General features: G+C 62.9%; 26 protein-coding genes. 9 read left to right on the top strand and 17 right to left on the bottom strand.

All coding sequences use genetic code 11. The features are described 5' to 3' along the window. Nucleotides 1-123: 123 nt before the first annotated feature. From HNQ36_RS13010 to HNQ36_RS13000, 3 genes are read left to right on the top strand one after another with little or no spacing between them, the layout of a single operon-like run. A complete protein-coding gene (locus HNQ36_RS13010; protein WP_184085651.1) occupies nt 124-963 on the top strand; it encodes a chorismate mutase in 840 nt (279 codons plus the stop codon). Between the two features lie 23 nt (nt 964-986). Then, nucleotides 987-2,081 (top strand): histidinol-phosphate transaminase, encoded by a 1,095-nt coding sequence (gene hisC / locus HNQ36_RS13005; RefSeq protein WP_184085649.1) that lies wholly within the window; start codon nt 987-989, stop codon nt 2,079-2,081. Continuing rightward, entirely contained in the window at nt 2,078-3,022 is a 945-nt protein-coding gene (locus HNQ36_RS13000; protein WP_184085647.1) for a prephenate/arogenate dehydrogenase family protein, read from the top strand. Before hisC ends, HNQ36_RS13000 begins: the two co-directional genes overlap by 4 nt. 3 nt (nt 3,023-3,025) lie before the next feature. Here HNQ36_RS13000 and HNQ36_RS12995 read toward each other — a convergent pair whose 3' ends face one another. Further along, entirely contained in the window at nt 3,026-4,153 is a 1,128-nt protein-coding gene (locus HNQ36_RS12995; RefSeq protein WP_184085645.1) for a DUF2125 domain-containing protein, read from the bottom strand. 191 nt (nt 4,154-4,344) lie between these two features. Between HNQ36_RS12995 and HNQ36_RS12990 the strand changes: the two genes are divergently transcribed. Next, nucleotides 4,345-4,929, top strand: coding sequence for a gamma-glutamylcyclotransferase (locus tag HNQ36_RS12990; RefSeq protein ID WP_184085642.1), 585 nt, complete (start codon nt 4,345-4,347; stop codon nt 4,927-4,929). Nucleotides 4,930-4,940: 11 nt separating this feature from the next. On the opposite strand, the gene HNQ36_RS12985 is transcribed toward HNQ36_RS12990, so the two are convergent. The 4 genes from HNQ36_RS12985 to ftsE all read right to left on the bottom strand — a co-directional run bounded on the left by HNQ36_RS12985 (nt 4,941) and on the right by ftsE (nt 8,360). Further along, entirely contained in the window at nt 4,941-5,717 is a 777-nt protein-coding gene (locus HNQ36_RS12985) for a lysophospholipid acyltransferase family protein (RefSeq protein WP_184085640.1), read from the bottom strand. 176 nt (nt 5,718-5,893) lie between these two features. Then, nucleotides 5,894-6,526, bottom strand: coding sequence for a YdcF family protein (locus tag HNQ36_RS12980; protein WP_184085974.1), 633 nt, complete (start codon nt 6,524-6,526; stop codon nt 5,894-5,896). A gap of 219 nt (nt 6,527-6,745) precedes the next feature. Continuing rightward, complete coding sequence (locus HNQ36_RS12975; protein WP_046828762.1) at nt 6,746-7,708, bottom strand: cell division protein FtsX; 963 nt, start codon at nt 7,706-7,708, stop codon at nt 6,746-6,748. Next, nucleotides 7,701-8,360: a cell division ATP-binding protein FtsE gene (ftsE, locus tag HNQ36_RS12970; RefSeq protein WP_184085638.1), complete on the bottom strand. Its 660-nt coding sequence runs from the start codon at nt 8,358-8,360 to the stop codon at nt 7,701-7,703. The genes HNQ36_RS12975 and ftsE overlap by 8 nt, the downstream gene beginning before the upstream one ends. A 340-nt stretch (nt 8,361-8,700) precedes the next feature. Here ftsE and HNQ36_RS12965 point away from each other — a divergent pair, with 340 nt between their 5' ends. Together HNQ36_RS12965 and HNQ36_RS12960 are read left to right on the top strand one after the other, a co-directional pair. Next, a complete protein-coding gene (locus tag HNQ36_RS12965; protein ID WP_184085636.1) occupies nt 8,701-9,582 on the top strand; it encodes a zinc-ribbon domain-containing protein in 882 nt (293 codons plus the stop codon). Continuing rightward, entirely contained in the window at nt 9,583-9,960 is a 378-nt protein-coding gene (locus HNQ36_RS12960) for a response regulator (protein WP_184085634.1), read from the top strand. 1 nt (nt 9,961) lies between these two features. On the opposite strand, the gene HNQ36_RS12955 is transcribed toward HNQ36_RS12960, so the two are convergent. Further along, on the bottom strand, nt 9,962-11,164 hold the full coding sequence (locus HNQ36_RS12955) for a multidrug effflux MFS transporter (protein WP_184085632.1): 1,203 nt from the start codon (nt 11,162-11,164) through the stop codon (nt 9,962-9,964). A gap of 152 nt (nt 11,165-11,316) precedes the next feature. Between HNQ36_RS12955 and HNQ36_RS12950 the strand changes: the two genes are divergently transcribed. Then, nucleotides 11,317-12,105, top strand: coding sequence for an SDR family NAD(P)-dependent oxidoreductase (locus HNQ36_RS12950; protein WP_184085630.1), 789 nt, complete (start codon nt 11,317-11,319; stop codon nt 12,103-12,105). Nucleotides 12,106-12,136: 31 nt separating this feature from the next. On the opposite strand, the gene HNQ36_RS12945 is transcribed toward HNQ36_RS12950, so the two are convergent. Beyond that, nucleotides 12,137-12,541 carry an antibiotic biosynthesis monooxygenase family protein gene (locus tag HNQ36_RS12945; RefSeq protein ID WP_184085628.1) on the bottom strand — a complete coding sequence of 135 codons (405 nt, stop codon included), beginning with the start codon at nt 12,539-12,541 and terminating at the stop codon, nt 12,137-12,139. Nucleotides 12,542-12,644: 103 nt separating this feature from the next. Between HNQ36_RS12945 and soxR the strand changes: the two genes are divergently transcribed. Next, nucleotides 12,645-13,121, top strand: a complete 477-nt coding sequence (gene soxR / locus HNQ36_RS12940) for a redox-sensitive transcriptional activator SoxR (RefSeq protein ID WP_184085626.1) — start codon at nt 12,645-12,647, stop codon at nt 13,119-13,121. 23 nt (nt 13,122-13,144) lie between these two features. Here soxR and HNQ36_RS12935 read toward each other — a convergent pair whose 3' ends face one another. The 7 genes from HNQ36_RS12935 to HNQ36_RS12905 all read right to left on the bottom strand — a co-directional run bounded on the left by HNQ36_RS12935 (nt 13,145) and on the right by HNQ36_RS12905 (nt 18,700). Next, nucleotides 13,145-13,465, bottom strand: coding sequence for an MmcQ/YjbR family DNA-binding protein (locus tag HNQ36_RS12935; protein ID WP_184085624.1), 321 nt, complete (start codon nt 13,463-13,465; stop codon nt 13,145-13,147). Between the two features lie 18 nt (nt 13,466-13,483). Beyond that, on the bottom strand, nt 13,484-14,017 hold the full coding sequence (locus HNQ36_RS12930; protein WP_184085622.1) for an SRPBCC family protein: 534 nt from the start codon (nt 14,015-14,017) through the stop codon (nt 13,484-13,486). Nucleotides 14,018-14,056: 39 nt separating this feature from the next. Then, on the bottom strand, nt 14,057-14,455 hold the full coding sequence (locus HNQ36_RS12925; RefSeq protein WP_184085620.1) for a DoxX family protein: 399 nt from the start codon (nt 14,453-14,455) through the stop codon (nt 14,057-14,059). A gap of 77 nt (nt 14,456-14,532) precedes the next feature. After that, a complete protein-coding gene (locus tag HNQ36_RS12920) occupies nt 14,533-15,054 on the bottom strand; it encodes an SRPBCC family protein (protein ID WP_184085618.1) in 522 nt (173 codons plus the stop codon). 18 nt (nt 15,055-15,072) lie between these two features. Next, nucleotides 15,073-15,522: a VOC family protein gene (locus HNQ36_RS12915; RefSeq protein ID WP_184085616.1), complete on the bottom strand. Its 450-nt coding sequence runs from the start codon at nt 15,520-15,522 to the stop codon at nt 15,073-15,075. Between the two features lie 71 nt (nt 15,523-15,593). Then, complete coding sequence (locus tag HNQ36_RS12910) at nt 15,594-15,986, bottom strand: ArsR/SmtB family transcription factor (protein ID WP_184085613.1); 393 nt, start codon at nt 15,984-15,986, stop codon at nt 15,594-15,596. A gap of 140 nt (nt 15,987-16,126) precedes the next feature. Continuing rightward, nucleotides 16,127-18,700 (bottom strand): TIGR02302 family protein, encoded by a 2,574-nt coding sequence (locus HNQ36_RS12905; RefSeq protein WP_184085611.1) that lies wholly within the window; start codon nt 18,698-18,700, stop codon nt 16,127-16,129. A gap of 172 nt (nt 18,701-18,872) precedes the next feature. On the opposite strand from HNQ36_RS12905, the gene HNQ36_RS12900 reads away from it, so the two are divergent. After that, complete coding sequence (locus HNQ36_RS12900) at nt 18,873-19,601, top strand: methyltransferase family protein (protein ID WP_347339959.1); 729 nt, start codon at nt 18,873-18,875, stop codon at nt 19,599-19,601. Between the two features lie 16 nt (nt 19,602-19,617). Here HNQ36_RS12900 and lysA read toward each other — a convergent pair whose 3' ends face one another. From lysA to argH, 3 genes are all read right to left on the bottom strand, one after another. Beyond that, nucleotides 19,618-20,877 (bottom strand): diaminopimelate decarboxylase, encoded by a 1,260-nt coding sequence (gene lysA, locus HNQ36_RS12895; protein ID WP_184085607.1) that lies wholly within the window; start codon nt 20,875-20,877, stop codon nt 19,618-19,620. A 7-nt stretch (nt 20,878-20,884) separates the two neighbouring features. Then, on the bottom strand, nt 20,885-21,166 hold the full coding sequence (locus tag HNQ36_RS12890; RefSeq protein ID WP_184085605.1) for a hypothetical protein: 282 nt from the start codon (nt 21,164-21,166) through the stop codon (nt 20,885-20,887). Between the two features lie 123 nt (nt 21,167-21,289). Continuing rightward, a complete protein-coding gene (gene argH / locus HNQ36_RS12885) occupies nt 21,290-22,687 on the bottom strand; it encodes an argininosuccinate lyase (protein ID WP_184085603.1) in 1,398 nt (465 codons plus the stop codon). Between the last annotated feature and the right edge of the window lie 95 nt (nt 22,688-22,782).

Raw genomic sequence — 22,782 nt, 5'->3', positions numbered from 1 at the left:
GCCAATGTTTTCTTTGCTTTCAGGCGCTCTCCTGCCTATCAATGCGCCCGTCACCTATCCCGTTTTCGATCAATTCCAGGCGGCCTTTGCGCCGCCAGCAGCGTTCGGACCCAAGTTGAACCGATGACCAAGCAACCGCCGTCACTGCAGGACCTGCGCCGCGAAATCGATTCCATCGATGAGCAGGTGCATGGTCTGCTGATGCAGCGCGGTGACATCATCGACCGCCTCATCTCGGTGAAGAAGACGCAGGAAGTCGGTTCGGCTTTCCGGCCCGCGCGCGAGGCCGACATGATGCGCCGCCTGGCGCAGCGCCATCGCGGCATCCTGCCGCTCGACACCGTCGAGAGCATCTGGCGCGTCATCATCTCGACGTTCACTTATGTGCAGTCGCCGTTCTCGGTGCACGCCGATCTGTCCGTCGGCGAATCCGCGATGCGGGATTCGGCGCGATTTCATTTCGGGTTCACCGTTCCGTTTCTCGCGCACTTCAATGCCGAGGCCGCGGTCGAAGCCGTGGCGAAATCCAAGGGCGATCTGGCGCTGATCTCGGCGATCAGCAGCCGCTCGCCGTGGTGGATCGCGCTGGAGCCTGCAGCCGCCCCGAAGATCATCGCGCGATTGCCATTCGTCGAGCGCGCCGATCATCCCGCCGCGTTGCCGGTGTTCGTGGTCTCGCGCGTCGCCGCCGATGCCATGGTCACCGAAGTCGAGATGTGGAGCGTTCGCGTCTCCGGCTGGAGCGCGGATGTGGCGCGCGCGCTGTCGCCGTTCTCCGAAATTATCGCCGTTCCCGACACCGCCTCCGACGGTGCAGCCCTGCTGATCTCGGTTCCGGGCCCGGGCGGCCTCGACAAGATCACCGCTGCGCTGGTCGCCGCAGGGGCTTCCGTGCGTTCATCGGCCCTCGTCGGAAGCCATGCAACGCGCTATACGGTGCCGCCGACCACTGCGTCCAAATAGTCTTTTCTTTCGGAGTTGAGTTGATGTCACGTCCAGTGCCGAAGCCGGGCATTCTCGATATTGCACCCTACACGCCGGGCAAAAGCGGCGCCGGGCTGAGCGGCCGCGTGTTCAAGCTGTCCGCGAACGAGACCCCGCTCGGGCCGTCGCCGAAGGCCATCGCGGCCTACAAGGCTGCAGCCGATCATCTGGAAGACTATCCGGAGGGCACCTCGCGCGCGCTGCGTGAAACCATCGGACGCACCTTCGGCCTCGATCCTGACCGCATCATCTGCGGCGCGGGCTCGGACGAACTTCTCAATTATCTTGCCAACACCTATCTCGGCCCCGGCGACGAGGCTATCCACACCACCCACGGCTTTCTCGTCTATCCGATCGCCACCATGGCGAACGGCGCCATCAATGTGATCGCGCCGGAGAAGAACTTCACCGCCGACGTCGATGCGATCCTGAATCTCGTGACGCCGCGCACCAAGATGGTCTGGCTCGCCAATCCGAACAACCCGACCGGCACCTATGTGCCGTTCGACGAGGTCAAGCGGCTGCGCGCCGGATTGCCATCGCATGTACTGCTGGTGATCGACGCTGCGTATTCCGAGTATGTCTCGCGCAACGACTATGAAGCCGGCATCGAAATGGTCGCCACCCACGACAACACGGTGATGACGCGCACCTTCTCGAAGATTCACGGGCTCGCGTCACTGCGCGTCGGCTGGATGTACGGGCCGGCCAACATCATCGATGCCGTCAATCGCATTCGTGGCCCGTTCAACGTCTCGACGGCAGCGTCGGAAGCAGCGATCGCATCGCTGGAAGACGCCGAACACCAGAACCGATCCCGCGTGCACAACGACACGTGGCGCACATGGCTCACCGAAGAGGTCGGCAAGCTCGGACTTGAGGTGACGCCGAGCGTTGCGAACTTCATTCTGATCCACTTCCCGCAGGAAAAGGGCAAGACCGCAGAGGACGCCGATGCATTCCTGACCAAGCGCGGCCTGATCCTGCGCGCGCTGAAAAACTACAAGCTGCCGCATGCGCTGCGCATGACCGTGGGCACCGAGGAAGCCAACCGGCTTGTGGTCGTCGCACTCGCCGAATTCATGGGGCAGAAGTGAACGCGCAACCACTATTCGGGCGAATCGCGCTGATCGGCTTCGGCCTGATCGGCGGCTCGATTGCGCGTGCGGCACGCGCCCAGGGGCTTGCAGGCGAGATCGTGGCCACCGCGCGCTCGCCGGCGACCCGCGCGCGCGTGCAGGAACTCGGTATCGTCGATCGCGTGGTGGACACAAACGCGGAGGCAGTGAAGGACGCTGACCTCGTCATACTGTCCATCCCGGTCGGCGCCTGCGGGCCGGTCGCGGAGGAAATTGCGCCGCATCTCAAACCAGGCGCAATCGTCTCCGATGTCGGCTCCGTCAAAGGCATGGTGCTGCGGGACATGGCCGCTCATCTGCCGAAGACCGTCCATTTCATTCCGGCGCATCCTGTAGCGGGCACCGAACATTCCGGCCCCGATTCAGGCTTCGCCGAACTGTTCATCAACCGCTGGTGCATCCTGACGCCGCCGCCGAAGGCCGATCCGGCTGCCGTCGAGAAGCTCGCGGAATTCTGGCGCGCGCTTGGCGCCAATGTCGAAACCATGGGGGCCGACCATCATGACCTCGTGCTCGCCGTCACCAGCCATCTGCCGCATCTGATCGCCTACACCATCGTCGGCACCGCCGATGAACTGGAAGACGTGACACAGGCAGAGGTGCTGAAGTTTTCGGCGGGCGGTTTCCGCGATTTCACCCGCATCGCAGCGTCGGACCCGACCATGTGGCGCGACGTGTTTCTCGCCAACAAGGATGCCGTGCTGGAGATGCTCGGCGCGTTTCAGGAAGACCTCTCGAAGCTCACCCGCGCGATCCGCCGCGGCGACGGCGAAGCGCTGTTCGATCACTTCACCCGCACCCGCGCGATCCGCCGCGGCATCGTCAGCCTCGGTCAGGAAACCGCCGATCCCGACTTCGGCCGCAAGCACGCGAATTTGCCGAAACCCGACGGGAAGTAGCCGTCAAAACAGCGGTGCGGTCTGTGCGATCCGCAAGGGACCGATAGAAATCACGCCTTCAGTGAATTTCAGCGGAAACGCCCGCGCCGGCTTGCCTTCCAGCGTCGAGGCCTGACCAAGCAGGTTGATGCCTGTAACCACACCGGCATTGGCATTCTTGCGTGCGACATTGCCTAATCCCGGAATCATCCGGTCGAGCGCGCCGATCACCTTGTTGACGTCCTGCGCGCTGACGCCGGGCGCGATGCGATCGACGGTCGATTGCGGCACGCCGTCCATCAACAGCTTGTCGATGCCGAGTTGCGACACCACCCGCTCGATCCCCGCAACCGTCATCGTCAGCTCGCCGTCGAGATAGCCCGTCGGCGTCAGGGCGAGCGAACCCGCGGCAACCGCGATGGTCTCGCCCTGCTGCACGCGCGACTGGGTGAAATCGAGGCGGCCACCGGCGGCCTGAATTTCGCGGAAGCGCTCCGGCCAGGGTTTCGGTGCGAAGTCCTTCAGGCCGCGCAACATCGCGCGGATGTCCGCGTCGAACGGCTCAACGAGAATCGGATGCAACCCCTGCAGGCTTCCCGCCGTCACCAGAAACGCCGTTTCCACCACCGGATTGTTCGACAGCGAGCCTTCCAGCAGACGCGTATGCAGTTCGAGATGTTTTGCACGCAACAAAGGTGTCTGCGCAGAACCGTTCATGCGATCGAGCGCCGGATCGTCGAACACCAGCGAGACGCGTTGCGGCGTGGGCAGACCGGAAGCGCTGGCGCGGCCCGTGGTCCAGCCCGCAACGAAGGACGGAGCCTCTCCTCTGCCCGCGACGGTCGCCGGTCCGGTGAATTCAGCAATGATCTTGGTCGGATCGTAAACCTGCGCGACGACCAGAATGTCCTTCAACCGCGCAGTGAGCTGCGTTTGATCGGCGGTCTGCGATGTCAGCGTTACCACCGGACTTTCGCAACGTACCTCCATGCGGAACGGAAAGCCCGTAACCGAGCGGCTGGCGCACTCATAGGCGCGGCCGGATTTCGCTTCGCGCGTGCGCCATTCCTCGAATTTCTCGTCGACATGGGAGGCGGCATAGAACCAGAACCCGCTCCATGCCGCGGCTGCGGCGAGGACCAGAACCGGCATTACGAAAACGGGCCAGAGGCGGCGCCGGGGAATGATGGGGGATGTCTGCATAACGCGAGCTAAATCAGAGGAATCGGGCAATTGAAAGATGCACTTTCGCGCAAATCCCTTTGGAGTCCAGATGGTTGGACGTCCTTCGGTTGCACCTACGGAAGCAGACTGATAGGCGTCATCTATCAGGTAACGTAATCATGGCCGCAAAAACCCTTTCAGAATCGGAATTTCCCGAGGGCGACCTGTGGGTGTTCGGCTACGGATCGCTGATCTGGAAGCCGGGCTTCGCGTTTCTCGAACAGAAGCCAGCGCGGCTGATCGGCGAACATCGCTCGCTCTGCATCTATTCGATGGTTCATCGCGGCACGCCGGAAAAACCCGGACTGGTCCTGGGGCTCGATCGCGGCGGCGCCTGTCAGGGCGTCGCGTTCCGGGTGGCAGCAACTGAAAGAAAAGCAACCGTCGCCTATCTGCGCGAGCGCGAGCAGGTGACGGGGGTCTACCGCGAAGTGATGCGTTCGGTCTGGCTTCAGGGCGACGCCCGCCAGCGCGTCAGCGCGCTTGCCTATGTCGCCGACCGCAGCCACGATCAATACGCAGGCCGGCTGACGATGGACGAACAGTTGCGGCTCGTGCGCCAGGGGCACGGCGCGTACGGACCGAATGACGAATACGTCATCGCCACGGTGACCGCACTGGAGGCGCAGGGTGTTCGCGACGCGCCGCTGCATCGTCTCGCAGCGCTGCTGCATGGCGAAGGCGCCCTGCATCGTCACATCTGATCGGTTGCCACTCAGGACCGGACGGACGCGGCCACCGGCGCGGAAAAGCCGATCAATCGCACCTGCTCCTCGCGTCCCGCCTTTACCAGCCGGTCGGTCGCTTCCTCGATGGCGGCCTGCATGCGCGCGGTGAAATCCTGACGTTTGAGGCCAGGCGGGATCGGATCCAGAAATTCGATGACGAGGGTTCCGGGGTAACGCATGAAGGTCCGGCGCGGCCAGAACAATCCTGAATTCAGCGCCACCGGAATGCACGGCACACCGGCCTCCCCATAGATCAGGCTGACGCCGCTCTTGTAGTCGGGTGGCGCACCGACAGCACGCCGCGTCCCCTCGGGAAAAATCAGCAGCTGACGGCCGCGCTGGATTTCACGGGCCGCGCGCTTGGTGATGTCGATCAATGTGCGTCCGCCGGCTTTGCGATTGACGCCGATCATGCCGGCCTTGCTGAGATACCAGCCGAACAACGGCAGCCAAAGCAACTCGCGCTTCAGGATGTAAAGCGGCTCATCGAAAAATTGCAGCAGGGCGAAGGTTTCCCAGGTCGACTGATGCTTCGATGCGGCGATCAGCGGGCCTTTCGGGATTTTGTCGAGGCCGCGGTATTCAACCTTGGTATTGCAGATGATCCGCATCCACCAGATGCTCGTCTTCCCCCAGTTCGTTGCAATCCAGACGATGCCCCAGCGCGGCATCGCGTAGGTCGGAAGTCCGAGCAGCACCCAGAACGCCAGATTCAGATAGAAGACGATATTGTAGAGCAGCGACCGCAGAAATACCGAAACCATCATAAACTCGCCTAGTGTCCCGAATCCGACGTTCGCCTCATGTTGCAGCCCCTCCAAGCGAACGTCGGATTCGAAAGGACACTAGAAAATAATAATTGCTAGTGGTCCTTTGGTTCTGACATTCGCAAGAGTGCCGCTGAGGTGGGATGCGAATGTCAAAACCGGACCACTAGTTACTAGTTGGCGGACGCGGTGGCTGGTTTTAAGGGCGATGGAGGCGTGCCGATTTCCGGCATGCCGCCCTGCCCTACGCCGCCGAAAGCAACCCGCGTCTGCGCAAAAAGATACTTGGCGTATTCCGATAGCAGGAGCCGCAACGCCGCGCCACTCGTCCACCACGGCTCCTCGCGCCACTTTTCGCCGACCACGGCAAACGGAACAAGTTCGATATCGGGCATCGAGTGGGACAGTTCAACGATCGCACGCGGCATGTGATAGTTCGACGTCACCACGATCAGCGAGTGAAAGCCGCGCTCCGTCGCCCAGCGCCGCGTCTCGGTCGCATTGCTCCGGGTATTGACCGCGGAACGATCCAGATCCACGCAGCAGGCCAAGAGGCGCTGGCTGTCGGGCAGCGTGCGCTGAATGTCGCTGTAGCCGTTGGTCGGATGCACGCCGGAAATCAGCAGCCGGCGGCCATAGCCGGCCGACAGCAATTCCAGCGCATCGGAGACGCGCGACGATCCGCCGGTGAGAACCACGATGCCGTCGGCATTGCGCGACGGCTTTTCCTCGGCCGGCGGCACCCGCGACAGGAAATCGACGAAGCCCAGCCCGATAAACAGAAGGATGCCGGCAGCCGCAAGCATCACCACACGGTGGCGCAAGCGCCCGCGCGTCGGCGTGACATCGTGGCTGTGTGAGGTCTCGGACAATCTCAACTCGCTCAGGCGCATCAATGGAGTGCCACCCGTTCCTGCATCAGTCTATCGCAAAATCCGGCGCGGCTGTGGCCTCAAACGTCACCAACACCATGTTTTGACGCGTCGATTTCATTCTAGCCGATGCCTGCCCGCTCGAAAATGCGCTCAATCGATTTCCTCAAGGGTTGCAAAAAGTGTCCGCCGCGACGCCCATGCGGTCACAGCAGCAATCAGGAGGGTCTGGGCGGCAAGCACCAGATAGCCCGAAGCGGGCAACGCGAATGTCCCGAGTAGCGCTGCGAACTGATCGCCGACCGGCGTGCCGGAAAACCAACTCGCGATCGATTCCGAAAAGCCGAAGGTCAGCATCGCGGCCAGCCCGCCGATCAGGCCGCCCTCCAGGCCCAGCCGCAGAAAATGGCGGAGGAAGCGGTTGGCGATATAGCGATCCTGCGCACCGACGAAATGCAGCACCTCGACGATTGGCCGGTTGGCGGCCATCGCACCTCTGGTGGCAAACGACACCGAAATCACCGTCGCCACGATCACCAAAATAAGGATGCCGGTGCCCGCCAGCACGATGGCCCCGGTCATCGAGCGCATCCGCTCGATCCAGGCGCGATGATCGTCGATGGTTGCGGATGGAGCCGCCTGCGCGACGCTGCGGCGCATGGCCGCGAGATCCGGCGTCGCCCCCGGCGCGATGCGCACGACAATGACGCGTGGAACGGGCAGGTCGTTGAGCGACAATCCGGTGCCCAACCACGGCTCAAGAAGTTTGGCCGACTCGTCCTTGCTGAAGGGGCGCACTTCCAAAATGCCGGGCAGCGTCCGCGTCGCCTCGGTGACACTGCGAATGTCACGCTCGATGTCGCGCCCCGGCGAAGGCCGCAGTTGGATCGTCAATTCGCTGGACACGTCGGATTGCCATTGGGCCGCCGACGACCGCACCAGCAACACCGCACCGGTCGTCATCGAGGCGAGATACGTCATGATGGCCACGACCGCGATCAGCGCGCGCCCGGCGATCGAGCCGCGCGGAACGATTGGCGACAGATTTCGCGCACTCGCCGCGACTTCCGACTTGCTGTCGCCCAGATCCATCATGATCTTGCGGTCATCAATCATAGATGTGCAGCCGCGATTCATGGAGCACCATGCGCCGCGCCTCGTATTGATCCATCAACGCGATGTCGTGGGTCGCGATGATGACGGCGGTGCCGGATTTGTTCAATTGAATGAAAAGGCTGAGCAGCCGCCGCGCCAGTGACGGATCGACGTTGCCGGTCGGCTCGTCCGCCAGCAGCAACTGCGGACGGGCGATCACCGCGCGCGCGATCGCGGCGCGCTGCTTCTCACCGCCCGACAGGATCGGCGGCAGCGCATCCATCCGCTTGCCGAGCCCGACCCAATTGAGAAGGTCGATGACCTCCCTGCGGTAGCTGGATTCGCTGCGTCCCATCACGCGGAACGGCAGCGCGACGTTTTCATAGGTTGTCATGTGATCGAGCAGCCGGAAGTCCTGCAGCACGATCCCGATCCGCGAACGCAATTCGGCGCGCGCATCCTTGTCGAGCAGCGACACGTCCTTGCCGAACAGATTGACCAGACCACGCGTCGGCCGCAGCGACAGGAACAGCATGCGCAGCAGCGACGTCTTGCCGGCACCCGACGGTCCGGTGAGAAACTGGAACGAGCGCGCAGGAATCTGGAAGGTCAGGTCGCGCAGAACCTCCGGGCCGAGCCCGTAACGCAAACCGACATTTTCGAACCGGACCAATCTCAGCTCCGTTCGACATGACCGATGGAGACGCGCTGCGCGGGATGTCTCCGGACATCCCCATCAGCCGGCAACCGCCGGGGCGGACGCCATAAACGCTTTTGAGGCCGTTATGGTTTCCGATTCGTTAACGGACGCCGGATAGCATCTAGTGGTCCGATTCCGGCATTCGCATTCCCTCGCTGCGGGCACCTTTGCGAATGCCGGAATCGACGGACCACTAGCAAGCATAAGCTTCTGGTGGAGCTTTGGATTTGACATTCGCGATGCGGATTCGCGGTCACTGGATCGCGAATGTCAAATCCACTCCACCAGACGCGTTCACTCCGGCGATTCGTCCATGCATATCGTTTGTCCCAATTGTACGACATCCTACGCGATCGATCCGGCCAATTTCAGCGAGGCCGGACGCCGAGTCCGGTGCGCCCGGTGTCAGGAAGTCTGGCTCGCGGTGCCGCAGGAACTCGCGTCCACCGCTGCCATGTCCCGGAACGACATGGACGATACCCGTCCGCAGGATGGTTTTGGACCGCAAAACGATGCGGCAGACGACTGGCGCGAGGACAATGCGCCGCATGTCGAAAGCCCGTCGATTTCCGCCGGATGGCCCGAACCCGAGGCCACGCAACCAGCCACCGAAGCAGACGGGAACTGGACCGCACTGGCCCGGCAGGAGGCGATGACCGAGGCCGCTCCGGCCAAATCGTCCCGGTTCAAAAAACTTGGCGCCTCCGTCGCGCCCTTCCTGAAATCGGCGAACTGGGCCAAGGCCCTGCCCGGCGTTCTGACACTGCCGACCGTCTGCGTGGCGCTCGGCGCGATGGTGTTCGGCCTGACCGCCTGGCGCACCGACGTGGTGCGGGTACTGCCGCAGACTGCGGCGTTCTTCAAGATGATCGGCATGGGCGTGAACCTGCGCGGCCTCGCCTTTGAGGATCTCAGGATCAGCACCGAGACGGTGAACAACAAGCCGGTCCTGCTGATCGAAGGCGCGATCGTCGATGTCACGCGCAAGTCCGTCGAGATTCCCCGGCTGCGATTCATCGTGCGCGACGCCAAGGGTGCGGACATCTACGCCTGGAATGCCGTGCTGGAGCAGCCAACGCTCAACCCCGGCGAGAAGGCCTGGTTCAAGACGCGGCTGGCCTCCCCGCCGGCGGAAGGCCGCGAAATTGCCGTGAGGTTCTTCCACAAGCTGGACATTGCGTCCGGAGGAACCTGAATGTCGCGCGTCCTGATCGCAGACGACGAAGAGTCGATGCGCCTGCTTGTGGCGCGGGCGATCGCCATGGATGGCCATGAGATCGTCACCGCGGAAGACGGCGCCGAGGCGCTGGAAATCCTCACGCGCGAAGAAGGCGCGTTCGATCTTCTGCTCACCGACATCAAGATGCCTGTGATGGACGGCATCGCGCTGGCGCTGGCCGTCGCACGCGACTTCCCGCGACTAACGGTCCTCATGATGACGGGCTTTGCCGATCAGCGCGAACGCGCGTCCGGACTGGAAGCTATCGTCCACGACGTCATCACTAAGCCGTTCGCCGTGGCGGACATCCGCACCGCGGTCGCGGATGCACTGGCATCGCGCGACCCCGACTAAGCTATTCCGCCAACTGCGGCGCGGCCTTGCCGGAGCGCAACGTCATGCGCGTCAGGATGAAGGCCGCAACCGCGCACACCGCGATGGTCGCCACCATCGGCATCGCCGTGCCGTCGAAGAAAGCGCTGGCGACGACGATCATCACGGCCCCCGTGATCATCTGCAACGTACCGCCCAGCGCCGACGCCATGCCGGCGATCGGGCCATGATCTTCCAGCGACAGCACCATGGTTGAGGGAATCACGAGCCCCAGCCAGGCGTTGGCGATGAACAGCATCACAACGAGCACAATGAGGCTGTCGACACCGGCAGCCGTCACCGCGAACAGGGCAAGCGTCGCCACTGTGAAGCAAGTTACCGCCACCGAGACCACGCGCGTGATGCCGAAGCGCGACGCCAGATAAGCACTGAACTGGGAGGCGCCGATGAAGCCGATGGCGTTCACCGAGAACGTCAGGCCGTACTGCGTCGGCGTCAGGCCGAAGTGGCCCATATAGATGAAGGACGAGCTGGCAAGGAACGCGAAGAAGCTCGCCATGCCGAAGCCGCCGATGAAGGTCAGCCCAAGGAAACGCCAGTCGCGGAACAGTTCGCCGAAGCCGTCAAGCACGCTGCGGACGCTGACCTCGACCCGCTCTTCGGGCGGCCGCGTTTCGGGCAGCACGAACGCGACGAGCAGGAATGAGAGGATAGAGGCGGCGGTGACAGCAGCAAACACCGAGCGCCAGCCGAACGGAACGATCAGGCCGCTGCCGACCAGCGGCGCCAGAATCGGCGAGACGCTGAACACCAGCATCACCAGCGACATCAGGCGCGTCGCATCGACGCCGGTATGCAGATCGCGGATCACCGCGCGCGGGATCACCATCACCGCCGCCGCGCCGAGGCCCTGCACGAAGCGGAAGAAGATCAGCCATGCGATGCTCGGCGCAAGACCGCAGCCGATGCTGCCGAGCGCAAAGACCACGATTCCGAAATAAAGCGGCGGCTTGCGGCCCACCATGTCCGAGACCGGCCCGTAGACGATCTGGCACACCCCGAACGCCACGAAAAACGCCATCAGCGTCATCTGCGTGGCCGCGGTGGATGCCTGCAAGTCCGACGCGATGGCCGGCAGCGCAGGGAGATACATATCGATGGCGAAAGGGCCGATCGCGGACAACAGACCGAGCACGATCGCGTTTTTTGCAAAGCTTGAAGACATGGCGTGACGTATCCTGAACATTCTTGTCGATTGTGTGAGGGGTTAGACAGTCAATTCGCGCGACAGGCGCGGGCGGCTGTTGTGATGAGCCGTGAAAAATGGTCAATGCCATGGGAAGTTCTGACGGCATCAATCAAGAAACGGAACGGGACATGACCAAGGGACACAAGAAGGTCGCGCTGGTGACCGGCGCCGCGCGGGGCATTGGACTGGCCGCAGCGAAGCGATTTCTGGCCGACGGCTGGCATGTCGCGCTGCTCGACATCGAAAAGGACCTGCTCGCGCAGACCTTCAAGACGCTCGCGGCACCCGACACGACGCTGGCGATCCATTGCGACGTCTCTGACGCCGACGCCGTTGCCGCCGCTTTCAAGCAGGCGGTCCAGCATTTCGGGCGGCTCGACGCACTGGTCAACAATGCCGGTATCGCGATCTTCAAACCGCTGCTCGAAACCACGCAAGCCGACTGGGACCGCGTGCTGGCGGTGAACCTGACCGGACCGTTCCTTTGCACCCAGGCGGCCGCGCCGCTGATGCGCGAGAACGGCGGCGGCGCAATCGTGAACATCACCTCGATTTCGGCGCTTCGCGCCTCGACGCTGCGCACCGCATACGGGACCAGCAAGGCTGGCCTCGCCCATCTCACCAAGCAGTTCGCCGTCGAACTCGCGACACTCGGCATTCGCGTCAACGCGGTCGCGCCCGGCCCGGTCGATACTGCAATGGCGAAAGCGGTTCATACACCCGCGATCCGCGCTGACTATCACGATACCATCCCGCTCAATCGCTATGGACTCGAGGAAGAACTCGCCGAGGCGATCTTCTTCCTGTGCAGCGACCGCGCCAGCTACATCACCGGACAGATGCTGTCGGTGGACGGCGGCTTCGAGGCTACCGGGATCGGCCTGCCGACGCTGCGCGGCGAAGGCCGCAACAGCTGACGGCGAGACGGCACCGGTTCGCGTTTCGGCCTTAAGACGCACAGGCATCCATATCGTCCCGCGTGCGTTCTGGCGTCCTGCGGTGTGCGGTCTTGCGTGCATTGCGTGCCTCTATACGTGACTGCCCCATGCTTTCGATCAGCGGCAGTATTTGCGCCCGGTAACTGGCGAACAGATCGGTCGTGGTCCAGCTTTCGTAGTGATCTTCGGTCTCGAACACGCCGATCAGCAGGGCTGAGCTTCCATCGACGTCACGATAGATCCGGCCACCGTGAAACCCCGAGATCTTTTCCGAGAACGAATCCCGGGCGGCCTCAAGCAGAGCAGCGAGTTCGTCGAGCTTGCCCGGCTTGGGCGTGAAGCTGTTGATCAGGACAAACGGCTGCGGCTCGTTGCCCGGCGACTGTGTCCGATCGTGATGAATGGTTCCGCTCATCGATTTCATTCCTGATTGCCATGGGAGGTTAGCTCCGCCATCGCGACGTCTTGCGATGACGGACAAGGCAGCCTACAACCTCAACTTAAGTTGAGGTCAAGCGATGACGAACAAGGACCACCACGGCAAACCATCCGCCGGGATTGCCCGCGAACTGACTGTCGGCGAGGTCGCCCAACGTTCCGGCGTCGCCGTTTCCACTCTCCATTTCTATGAGTCCAAGGGACTCATCGCGAGCCGCCGCAACCAAGGCAACCAGCGCCGCTATCCGCGAGCCGTGTTGCGCCAGGTCGCCATCATCAAGGTGGCGCAAAGCACCGGCGTGCCGCTTGCCGCGATCCACGACGCCTTAACGTCGTTACCCAAGGGACGCCCGCCGACGGCAAGGGACTGGGCGAGACTTTCCGCCAGCTGGCGCGCCGATCTGGATAAACGCATCGCCAAGCTGACCCGTCTTCGTGATCAACTCGGCGGCTGCATCGGATGCGGATGCCTCTCACTCAAAACCTGCCCGCTGCGCAATCCTTCAGATCAGCTTTCAAAGCAGGGTTCCGGAGCAAGACTGCTCGATCCGTCCTAGTAACCGACGACCATCACCACCTGTTACTTCCGCTTCTTTGGTTGCGCATGTTGCCATGCCATTTCCAGTGCGTTCCTGAGTTCAGCGACGCCCAGCGCCGCAAGACTTAGTGTCGTCCATCCCTGCTTGCCCCAGGCATTCGGCACCGGTGTGAATGCTCCGGGCGCAAGCATGCATTTGAACTCCTGCTCTTCCGCCGTGAACTTGATATTGGCGGTGCGGCCATCGGCGGCGAGCGTCACAAAGATCCGGGCTACCTTGAACGCCGTCCGATCGAAATGCGGCGCCTCGGTGGTACCGTCCAGAGACAGCGCGATGCGCCGCAGATCGTTGCCCGTTGCCATGGCAGACCACCATCAAAGCTACTTTTCGGCGACGGCCTTCATGCTGCTCAATCCCTGCTGAAACTGGTCGCCGCACATGCGATCCATGTTCATGAACATGTGCATGATCTTCATCATGTAAGGCACAGGACCCTGCATCGCCCAGGTCACGTTGGTCGCGTTGCCCTTGGGCTGCATGGTGAACTCAGCCGTATTGTGCGCTTCGAACGGGCTGAAGAAATCCAGCTTGATGACGATTTTGGACGAAGGCGTCGCGTCCAGGATCTCCATGCGACCGCGGCCGACATTCTTGTTGCCGTTCCACTCATACACCGAACCCTTGCCGTTCGGCGCGCCACTGAACGTCCGCTGCATGGCCGGATCGAGCTTCTCGTAAGGCGACCACGAGCCCCAGTGCCTGTAGTCGTTAATCAGCGGGAAAATCTTCTCCGCGGGCGCGTTGATGTCGATGGACCGCTGCACGCGGAAAATATCCGGTCGCATCGCCGCGACGATGAGAACGATTGCGATCAGAACGGCGAGAGCTATAGCGATGTACATCAGGGTAGTCATGTTTTTACTCCGTCTTACGTGAAAGCGTGAAATCAGACGTCAGCGACGCCAGGGAAAGATCAGACGCAGCCGCTCGTCGCGCAGATACAGCCCGGCCCAGAGCAGGATGCCGAGGTAGACGCCGAACAGCGTGTGGCTGAACAGCGGGCTTCCGGCGCGGACATGCACATAGATCGCGCCGCCGAGGTAGCCGGTCAGCAGGATGGCGCCGAGCACCGAGGTCTTGGGATAGGCATAGAGCAGCGTGCCGGCCAGCGTCAGCACGCCGAGGGTAACCGCGAGATCGGTCGGGATGCCGAGCTGACGCGACGTCTCGATCACTATATCGAGCGGGATCAGCTTGATGGCACCGTCGAACAGCAGGAACAGGACGACCAGACCGCTGAGGATGCGGCCGGTCCATAGCGCGGTCGGCGAAATCGGAACGAGTTCGTTCATAGTGACAATCCTTTCGGCATCGAGCCGGAACCTTGGCCGGGCCATGGCAGGCCCAGCGATTGCAGTGAATCTGGAGATCAGGTCTTCGCCAGATGTTCGTCGAGCTGGTCGAAGGTGCCGCCGTAACCCTGCTGCATGCAATCGAACAGACCCTCGAAGCTCACACGCTCCTCCGCGGACGGATTTACGGGAGCGCCGTGTAACTCCAGCATGGTTTTCCCGTCATGCTCGGAGAGCGTGAGAATGTTGTGAACTTCCAGCGGCCACGTCGGGTCGAACGGCGCGCGCGCAATTCCGCCCTTTGCGTCCGAGAACGAACTGACGAACACGATGCGCTCGGGCTTGACGATCTCGCGATAGACGAAACGGCCCCACCATGTGGTCGCGCCGTCCGGCATCAGCATGCTGTAGTGAAACACCCCGCCCGGCCGAAACTCGAGTTTCGCAACATCGAGTTTGCAGCCTTTCGGCCCCCACCATTGCGCAAGGCGATCTGCCTCCGACCATGCCTTCCACACAAGATCGCGCGGCGCGTTGAACGTGCGCGTGACAGCGAGTGCGTGCGCCGCGATGGCGATGGGCTTTGCTTGAGTCAGCATGGTTTTCTCCTGAATGGCTCAGGCCGTGCAGCCGGTGGCCAGCGGATGACCGAAACTCCAGCCGTGACCGAACGGATCGCGCACTTCGGCGTAACGCGCGCCCCAGAACGCATCCCATGGCTGCACAATGACTTTCGCGCCTGCATCCACCGCGCGCTTCACGGCCTCGTCGCAGTTCGGCACTTCGAGATGCAGCAGGAAGCTGGAGCCGCCGAGTTCGTCGGGCGGAATGGTCTTGCCGTCGCCGTGATCGGTCGTGCCGCGGTACTCGGGAAAGTCGTCCATCAGGAATACAACCGCGCCGTTGATGATGAGGTGCGCATGCATCAGGCGCTTGCCGTCCTCGGCGGGCATCCGCATCAATTCGGTGGCGCCGAGCCCCTTCTTGTAAAATTCAATGGCCTCACTTGCGCCCCTGACCACGAGATGCGGAACGAGCGGTGGTAGCGGCGGCATTTGATCGGTCATGGTGTGCTCCTCGGCTTTGGATGTACTTGTGACGTCTTCGGGTGGTTCGCGGCGCAGCCGCGAAGGGAATTCTATTTTCGGGGCGATGCGCGCTTTGTCGTCTTCCGGTGCTTGGGCTTTCCGGGCTTGCTAGCGGCGCTTGTTTCCTTCGCCTGCAATCCGCCGAGATATTCCTCAAGACGGTCCAGCCCCGCCTCCCAGAACCGGCGATAGCTCTCGAGCCAGTCGTCAACTTCCCGGAGCGCCGCCGGTTCGATCTTGCACGGACGCCACTGCGCCGCGCGACCGCGCGTCACCAGACCGGCATGTTCCAGCACCTTTAGGTGCTTCGACACCGCCGGCATGCTCATGGCGAACGGCTCGGCGAGTTCCGTCACCGATGTTTCGCCCAGCACCAGCCGCGCGAGGATGGCGCGGCGGGTAGGGTCGGCAAGGGCAGCGAACTTGGTGCTGAGCGGGTCCATCGGCGCCTTCATATAACCATTCGGTTAAATAACCTGATGGTTAAGTACAAGCGCTGGCCGAAACTGTCAAGCGCTCCTGATCGAAAAAACGGATGGGGACTGTGCTGCGCCCGGCATGAAGGCCGAAGCGCGCCTAAGGCTCAATAATCCTTGAGCAAACGCTCGATGTAATCGAGTTCAATCTGCGGCCGCTGCGGGTCCGCGAGACGGCGGCGCAGTTCTTCCAGAATCCGCCGCACGCGCTGCACGTCGATCTCACCGGGAATCTTCACGGAAAGATCGTCGCTCCACTCGCGGCCGCTCAGCGGCCGTCCCAGCGGATCGGTGGTGTTGCCGCTGTTCTGCTGACGGCCCATGCGTTCGCCCGGCCCGGTGTCCTGTCCCTCGCCCTGCTGCATCGACTGCGCGAGATTCTGCGCGCCCTTGCGCAGGGCCTCAAGCGCACGGCCTTGTGAATCGACGGCGCTGTCGGCATTGCCCTGTCCAAGCTGACTGCCGGCATCGCCCATCGCGGAGTCGGCGTCGCCAAGCGCATCGCCGCCGTCCTGACCGTCCTGGCCCTGACCCTGCTGGCCCTGCTGACCTTGACCCGGCTGGCCCTTCTCGCCGCGTTGGCCCGGCATCATGCCGTTCTTCTTCATGTCCTCGAGCAGCTTGCTCAGCCGGTCGCGCAGCGCCTGCTGGTCCTGGCGCAGCCCGTCCATCTGGCCCTGATTACCCTGCTCGCCGCGGCCGCGTTCGCGGCGGGATTCCTGTCCCTGCTTGAACGTCTTGTCGCGCAACTGCTGCTGCTTGCGGATCATGTCGCCGAGTTCGTTCAGCGCCTGCTCCATCTCGCCGTCGCCCTGCCCGGGCTGCGCCATCTGCAGGTTTTCCAGCATCTGCTGCATCTGATCGAGCAGCGCGCGCGCGGCATCCTTGTCGCCGGAGCGCGACAGCCGCTCCATGCGATCAATCATGTTCTTGAGATCCTGCTGGCGCATCACCTTGGTATTGGGATCGAGCGGCCGCGCCAGCTGCTGCGGATTGTTGCGCAGTTGCTCGGCCAGCTGGCGCATGAAATTGTCCAGCGCCGCTCGCAGGTTGTCGGTCAGCTTCTTGATCTCTTCGTCGCTCGCGCCGCGCTCCAGCGCCTCCTTGAGCGCGTCCTGCGCGGCGCGCAGCGCCTTCTCGACATCGGTGATGTTGCCGTCCTCGATCGCGATCGCGAGCGCCCACAAGCTATCGACGGTCTCGCGCATGGCGTCGCGCGTCTTTGCGCGGTTCAGCCGGTTCGAAACGCTACGCAGGCCGAGATAATGCCCTAGCTCGGGCGTGAACGCCTCGGGCGCAATCATCAGAGCTTCGAGCGCGATCAGCACCAGTGGCTTCTGGTTGGCGTCGAGCGCGAGGTTACGGCGCTGCTCGATCAGTGCCCGCGCCAGCGGCTTCACGAACAGCCGCTCCGGCAGCCGCATGTCGAACGGCTCGCTGCGCCCTTCGTTGCCGGCTTCGTCTTTCGCGGTGAGCGTTAGCGTGACATCCGCACCGGCGTAAGGATTTTCGCTCAGGTCCTTCACCGTCTGGCCGACGCCGTTGCGCGTGCGCACGTTCGGCAATCCGAGCGTAATCGACGGCGGATCGAACAGCGGCTGCGCCTTGGCGCTGTCCTCCCTGGTACCATCCTCTTTCGCCGCACGGGGCGCGAACTGCGCATGGGCTTCGGTGACGCCGTAATCGTCTTCGAGCTTGTAGGATAGCAGCAGCGCACCCTTGGCCTGCCGTTCGGGGTCCTTGGCCAGCGAAATGCTGGGCGCGCGATCGGGCATCGCCTTGAATGTCCATTGCGGCTGCCCCGAAGGCGAACGGACATGCGCGGTGCCGTCGCCCGTAATCGTAAAGTTCCGCTCGTTGGTGCCCTGCGGCGCATTCCCTGCGACAGGCGTTTCCGTCACGCCGCCGCTCGCGGCGACATCGAGCCTGCCACCGCTGGACCGGACGATCAGCGTGCTTCCCGCCGGCACCGAAACAGGCCCGGCATCAGACGGCGGCGCGTCCTTATTGGTGGAGGCCGAGAGAATGATCGGCGGGCGGCTGGTGTAAGGCGGCGGCGTCACCCAGGCATCGACGCGAACGTTCGCGGCCGAGAAGGCACCATTCCAGTCGAACGCCGCGACGACGCGCGCGAAGCGATCGCTGCCGGCGGCGACATAGGTCGCAACCAGCAACACAACCACCAGCGCGCGCAACGCCCACGGATCGTGCAGCGCGAGGCGCGGTGACGGCAGTCCGGCGCGGATACGCTTGATCGACGCCAACGTACGCGCGTGCTGCTCCTGCCAGAGCGCCTGCGTAATCGGATCCTGCGATTTGAGCGTATCGGTCAGCGCTGTGGCGGGGCGATGGCGAATCCCGGTGCCGCGATCGAGCCGGCGCAGCGCATCCTCGCGCGTCGGCCAGCGAAACCGGATCGCCGGCACCAGCGCCGCGAATCCAAGCAGCACGAAGGCGGCAAAGGCGACGATGCGAATAACGAAAGGAAGAGCAACCCAAAGACCGGCCCAGGACGCAGCCAGAAAAAGCCCGGCGACGGTCAACAGCCGCGCGAGATGCGGCCAGCCGCGTTCCCATGCGACCGCGAGCCGCGCACGCTGCAAAGCTTGCGCGAGCTGAAGTTTCCGGGCCTCCTCGGCAATGCGCGGACGCTCCGATGGCTCTGGGGTCGGTCCGTTCAACTGGCTCTCCAGATTCAAGCCATTGCAGCCTAGCACAGCGGCTGCAATGAGGCATGGTCTCAACGCGCTACCCACATGCAAAGCGGCTGCCAAAAGGCACGATCATCCGCGACATGGCGACTTTGCTTCTCACAAAAGCGTGACGGCGACGCGCCGGTTCCCGGGCTTGGCCGTGTCTCTGGTTGAGCTACTTCACGTGCTGGAGAACGGCTGGAGCGATTCGATGAGCCTCAACGTCAGACTGGCACTCGCGGGATTGCTACGATCGCTGGTCGTCATCGCGGCCCTGCTTTTTATCCCGGCCTGGTCACTGACGTACTGGCAGGGGTGGATCTATGTCGCGATCATGGGAGCGGCCTCTGCCGCCATCATCCTGTATCTCGCCAAGCATGACGACGCGCTGATCGGGCGGCGGCTCAAGGCCGGCCCAATTGCCGAAAAGGAAAAGAGCCAGAAGATCATTCTAGCTTTCACGTCCGTGGCCGGCATTATCCTGATTCTGGTGCCAGGATTCGACTATCGCTGGCAGTGGTCGCACGTTCCGGTCGCGCTGGTCTCGACAGGTTTTGCCGGCGTGGCGCTTGGGTTCGTCATCATGTTTCTGGTGTTTCGCGAAAACAGCTTCTCATCAGCCATCGTGGAAGTCGCCAAGGATCAGACAGTCGTCTCGACCGGACCTTATGCCCTTGTCCGGCATCCGATGTATGTCGGCGTAATTTTGCTGTTTCTCGCAACGCCGCTGGCGCTCGGGTCGTGGTGGGCGTTCCTTCCCGCGATCATCCTGAGCGCGATGATCGCCGTGCGCCTGATCGACGAAGAGAGGTTTCTCGGCCGCAATCTGCCGGGCTACGACGCTTACCGAGCGGACGTGCGCTACCGGCTGGTTCCGGGATTGTGGTAGCCGCGACGGCCCACCGTCAGAGCCACGGCGCTGTGCGATCCATCGCGATCAGCGCCTCGGCGTCGATCCGTGGCCGCACCACCGCATACTGGCCGTCCTTCACCAGCACCTCAGGCACCAGCGCGCGGGTGTTGTAGCTGCCGGATTGCACCGCGCCGTAAGCGCCCGCCGTCATGATCGCCACGAGGTCGCCGGGCTTCGGTTCCGGCATCCGGCGGTCGAGGGCCAGATAGTCGCCGGTCTCGCAGACCGGGCCGACCACGTCGGCGGTGAAGTTGCGCGCGGCGTCCTCGCGAACCGGCAGAACGTCGTGATGCGCCTCATACAGCGTCGGACGAATGAGATCGTTCATAGCGGCATCGATGATGACGAAGTTCTTCGCATCGCCATGCTTCACGTAGATCACGCGGGCGACAAGAATCCCGGCATTGCCCACGATCATGCGTCCCGGCTCGAACATCAGCGTGGCGTCGAGGCCCTTCGTCACCCGCTTGACCATCGCCGCATACGCGGCAGGTTCCGGCGGATTGGGCAGATCGTGCTTGTACGGGATGCCGAGGCCGCCGCCGAAATCCACGTGCGAAATGGGGTGGCCGTCGGCGCGCAGCGTGCCGACGAATTCAACCATCAGCTTGAAGGCATCTTCCAGAGGGCCAAGATCGGTGATCTGGCTGCCGATATGCATATCGACGCCGGTGACCTTGATGCCGGGAAGCTTCGCGGCGCGCGCATAAACCTCGCGCGCACGGCTCAGCGGAATCCCGAACTTGTTCTCGGACTTGCCGGTGGAAATCTTGGCATGCGTCTTCGCATCGACGTCCGGATTGATCCGCACGGAAATACGCGCCGTCCGGCCCATCTCGCTCGCGAGTTTCGACAGCAGTTCGAGTTCGGGCTCGGACTCGACATTGATGCAGAGAATGTCTTCGGCAAGCGCCTGTCGCAGCTCGGCTTCGGTCTTGCCGATCCCGGAGAACAGGATCTTCTGCGGCGAAATGCCCGCGGCGCGCGCGCGCTTGAGTTCGCCGCCGGACACCACATCGGCGCCCGCGCCGAGTTTCGCAAGCGTGCGCAGCACGGACTGATTGGAGTTCGCCTTCATCGCGTAGCACACCAGCGTGGGCACGCCGGCAAATGCCTCGGCGAAAACGCGGTAGTGACGCTCGAGCGTGGCGGTCGAGTAGCAATAGAACGGCGTCCCGACCTCGTCGGCGAGGCGGGTCAAGCTCACGTCTTCAGCGTGCAAGACGCCGTTGCGATACTGAAAGTGATTCATGACCTGATCAGTCCAGGATCGCGTCGAGCGGAATGCGCTTTTTTTCGCCGCGCGGCGCGGTCGGCACATTGGCACTGCCCGGCGGACGGTAGACTTCGGTCTGAACGTCCGCGGCGGAATTCGGATTCGCGGTGGCGTAATCCGATGTTGGCGTCCCGTTCTGGTCTGCCGATGCCCCCGGCGGAGCGTCGAGGTAGGCCTTCCGGCCACATCCTGCAAGCGCGCACGACGCGACGATCAGGCCCACGGCCGTCAGTTTCGAGAAGGAGCGATTCGAACGAGAGGTCACGCGCTAGTGTATCCAACGTTTGCGTCAATGTCAGAACCGGACCACCCGTCCCTGAAATTCCGCGCCACCATACAAAGAAGGTACCGCTCTGGCGAGGCCCGGATTAAACGAAAATATCCGGGATCAGCCCGAATTTTGCTCTTTTTCCAGCCGCTTGAGCCACTCCTTGGCCTGCGCGCGGACGTTCGCCGGCGCGGTACCGCCATAACTGGTGCGGCTTTCCACCGAGGCCTGGACAGACAGCACGTCGAGCACCGACGCTGTGATTTTCGGCTCGACCGCCTGCATCTCGCTCAGCGGCACCTTGTGCAGGGCGAGACCCTGTTCCGCGGCTTTCGCGACGATTCGCCCGGTGACGTGGTGCGCGTCGCGGAACGGCATTTTCAGCGTCCGCACCAGCCAGTCGGCAAGATCGGTCGCGGTGGCATAACCCTCGCCAGCCGCTACCTTCATGCGCGCTTCCTCCGGCATGATGTCGAGCGTCATGCCGGTCATGGCGCGGATCGCGAGCGAAAGAGCTTTGAAGGCTTCCATCGCGCCTTCCTTGTCTTCCTGCATGTCCTTTTGATAGGCGAGCGGAAGCCCCTTCATCACGATCAGCAATGCCGTCAATGAGCCGATGACGCGGCCGGTCTTGGCGCGCACCAGTTCGGCTGCATCCGGATTTCTCTTCTGCGGCATGATCGACGAGCCGGTCGTGAACTTGTCCGACAACGAAACCAATCCCACCAGCGGCGAGGTCCAGATCACGATCTCCTCGGCGAAGCGCGACAGATGCACCGCCGCAATCGCCGACGCCGACAGCGTCTCGATCACGAAGTCACGATCCGACACCGCGTCGAGCGAATTCGCCATCGGCCGGTCAAAGCCGAGCGCGCTCGCAGTGGCGTGACGATCGATCGGGAACGATGTTCCGGCCAGCGCCGCGGCGCCTAGCGGACTCTCGTTCAACCGCTTGCGGGCATCCGCGAACCGGCCACGGTCACGCGCGGCCATTTCCGTGTAGGCCAGCAGATGGTGACCGAATGTCACAGGCTGCGCAGTCTGCAAATGCGTGAAGCCCGGCATCACCGTGTCGGCGTGCTCGATGGCGCGATCCACCAGCGCGCGCTGGAACGCGGCCAGCGCCCGATCGATGTCGTCGATGACGTCACGCACATACAACCGGAAGTCGGTCGCGACCTGATCGTTACGCGAACGCGCGGTATGAAGACGGCCCGCTGCTGGGCCAATCAATTCACCGAGGCGACTCTCCACATTCATGTGAATGTCTTCGAGCGCACGCTTGAACGAGAACGAACCCTTGGAGATTTCTGACAAAATCGTGTCTAGACCGCCCGTGATGTTTTTTGCATCGTTCGCCGTGATAATGCCCTGAGCCGCGAGCATCGCGGCGTGAGCCTTGGACGCAGCGATATCCTGGGCGTAAAGGTGCTGATCGACGTCGATCGAGACGTTGATCTCCTCCATGATCGCGTCGGGACTTTCACCGAAGCGGCCGCCCCACATCTTGTTGCTCATATCCTGGTACTCACGCGTTCCTGCTCAGATCCAACCGCCAACCGACACTTTTCCGTCAAACCGTCAGTTTCTGTATCGACGGCAGCATGACGGTT

This window comes from Afipia massiliensis (assembly GCF_014203115.1).
Lineage (GTDB): Bacteria > Pseudomonadota > Alphaproteobacteria > Rhizobiales > Xanthobacteraceae > Afipia > Afipia massiliensis.
This window is presented reverse-complemented; position numbering and strand designations above follow the sequence as displayed.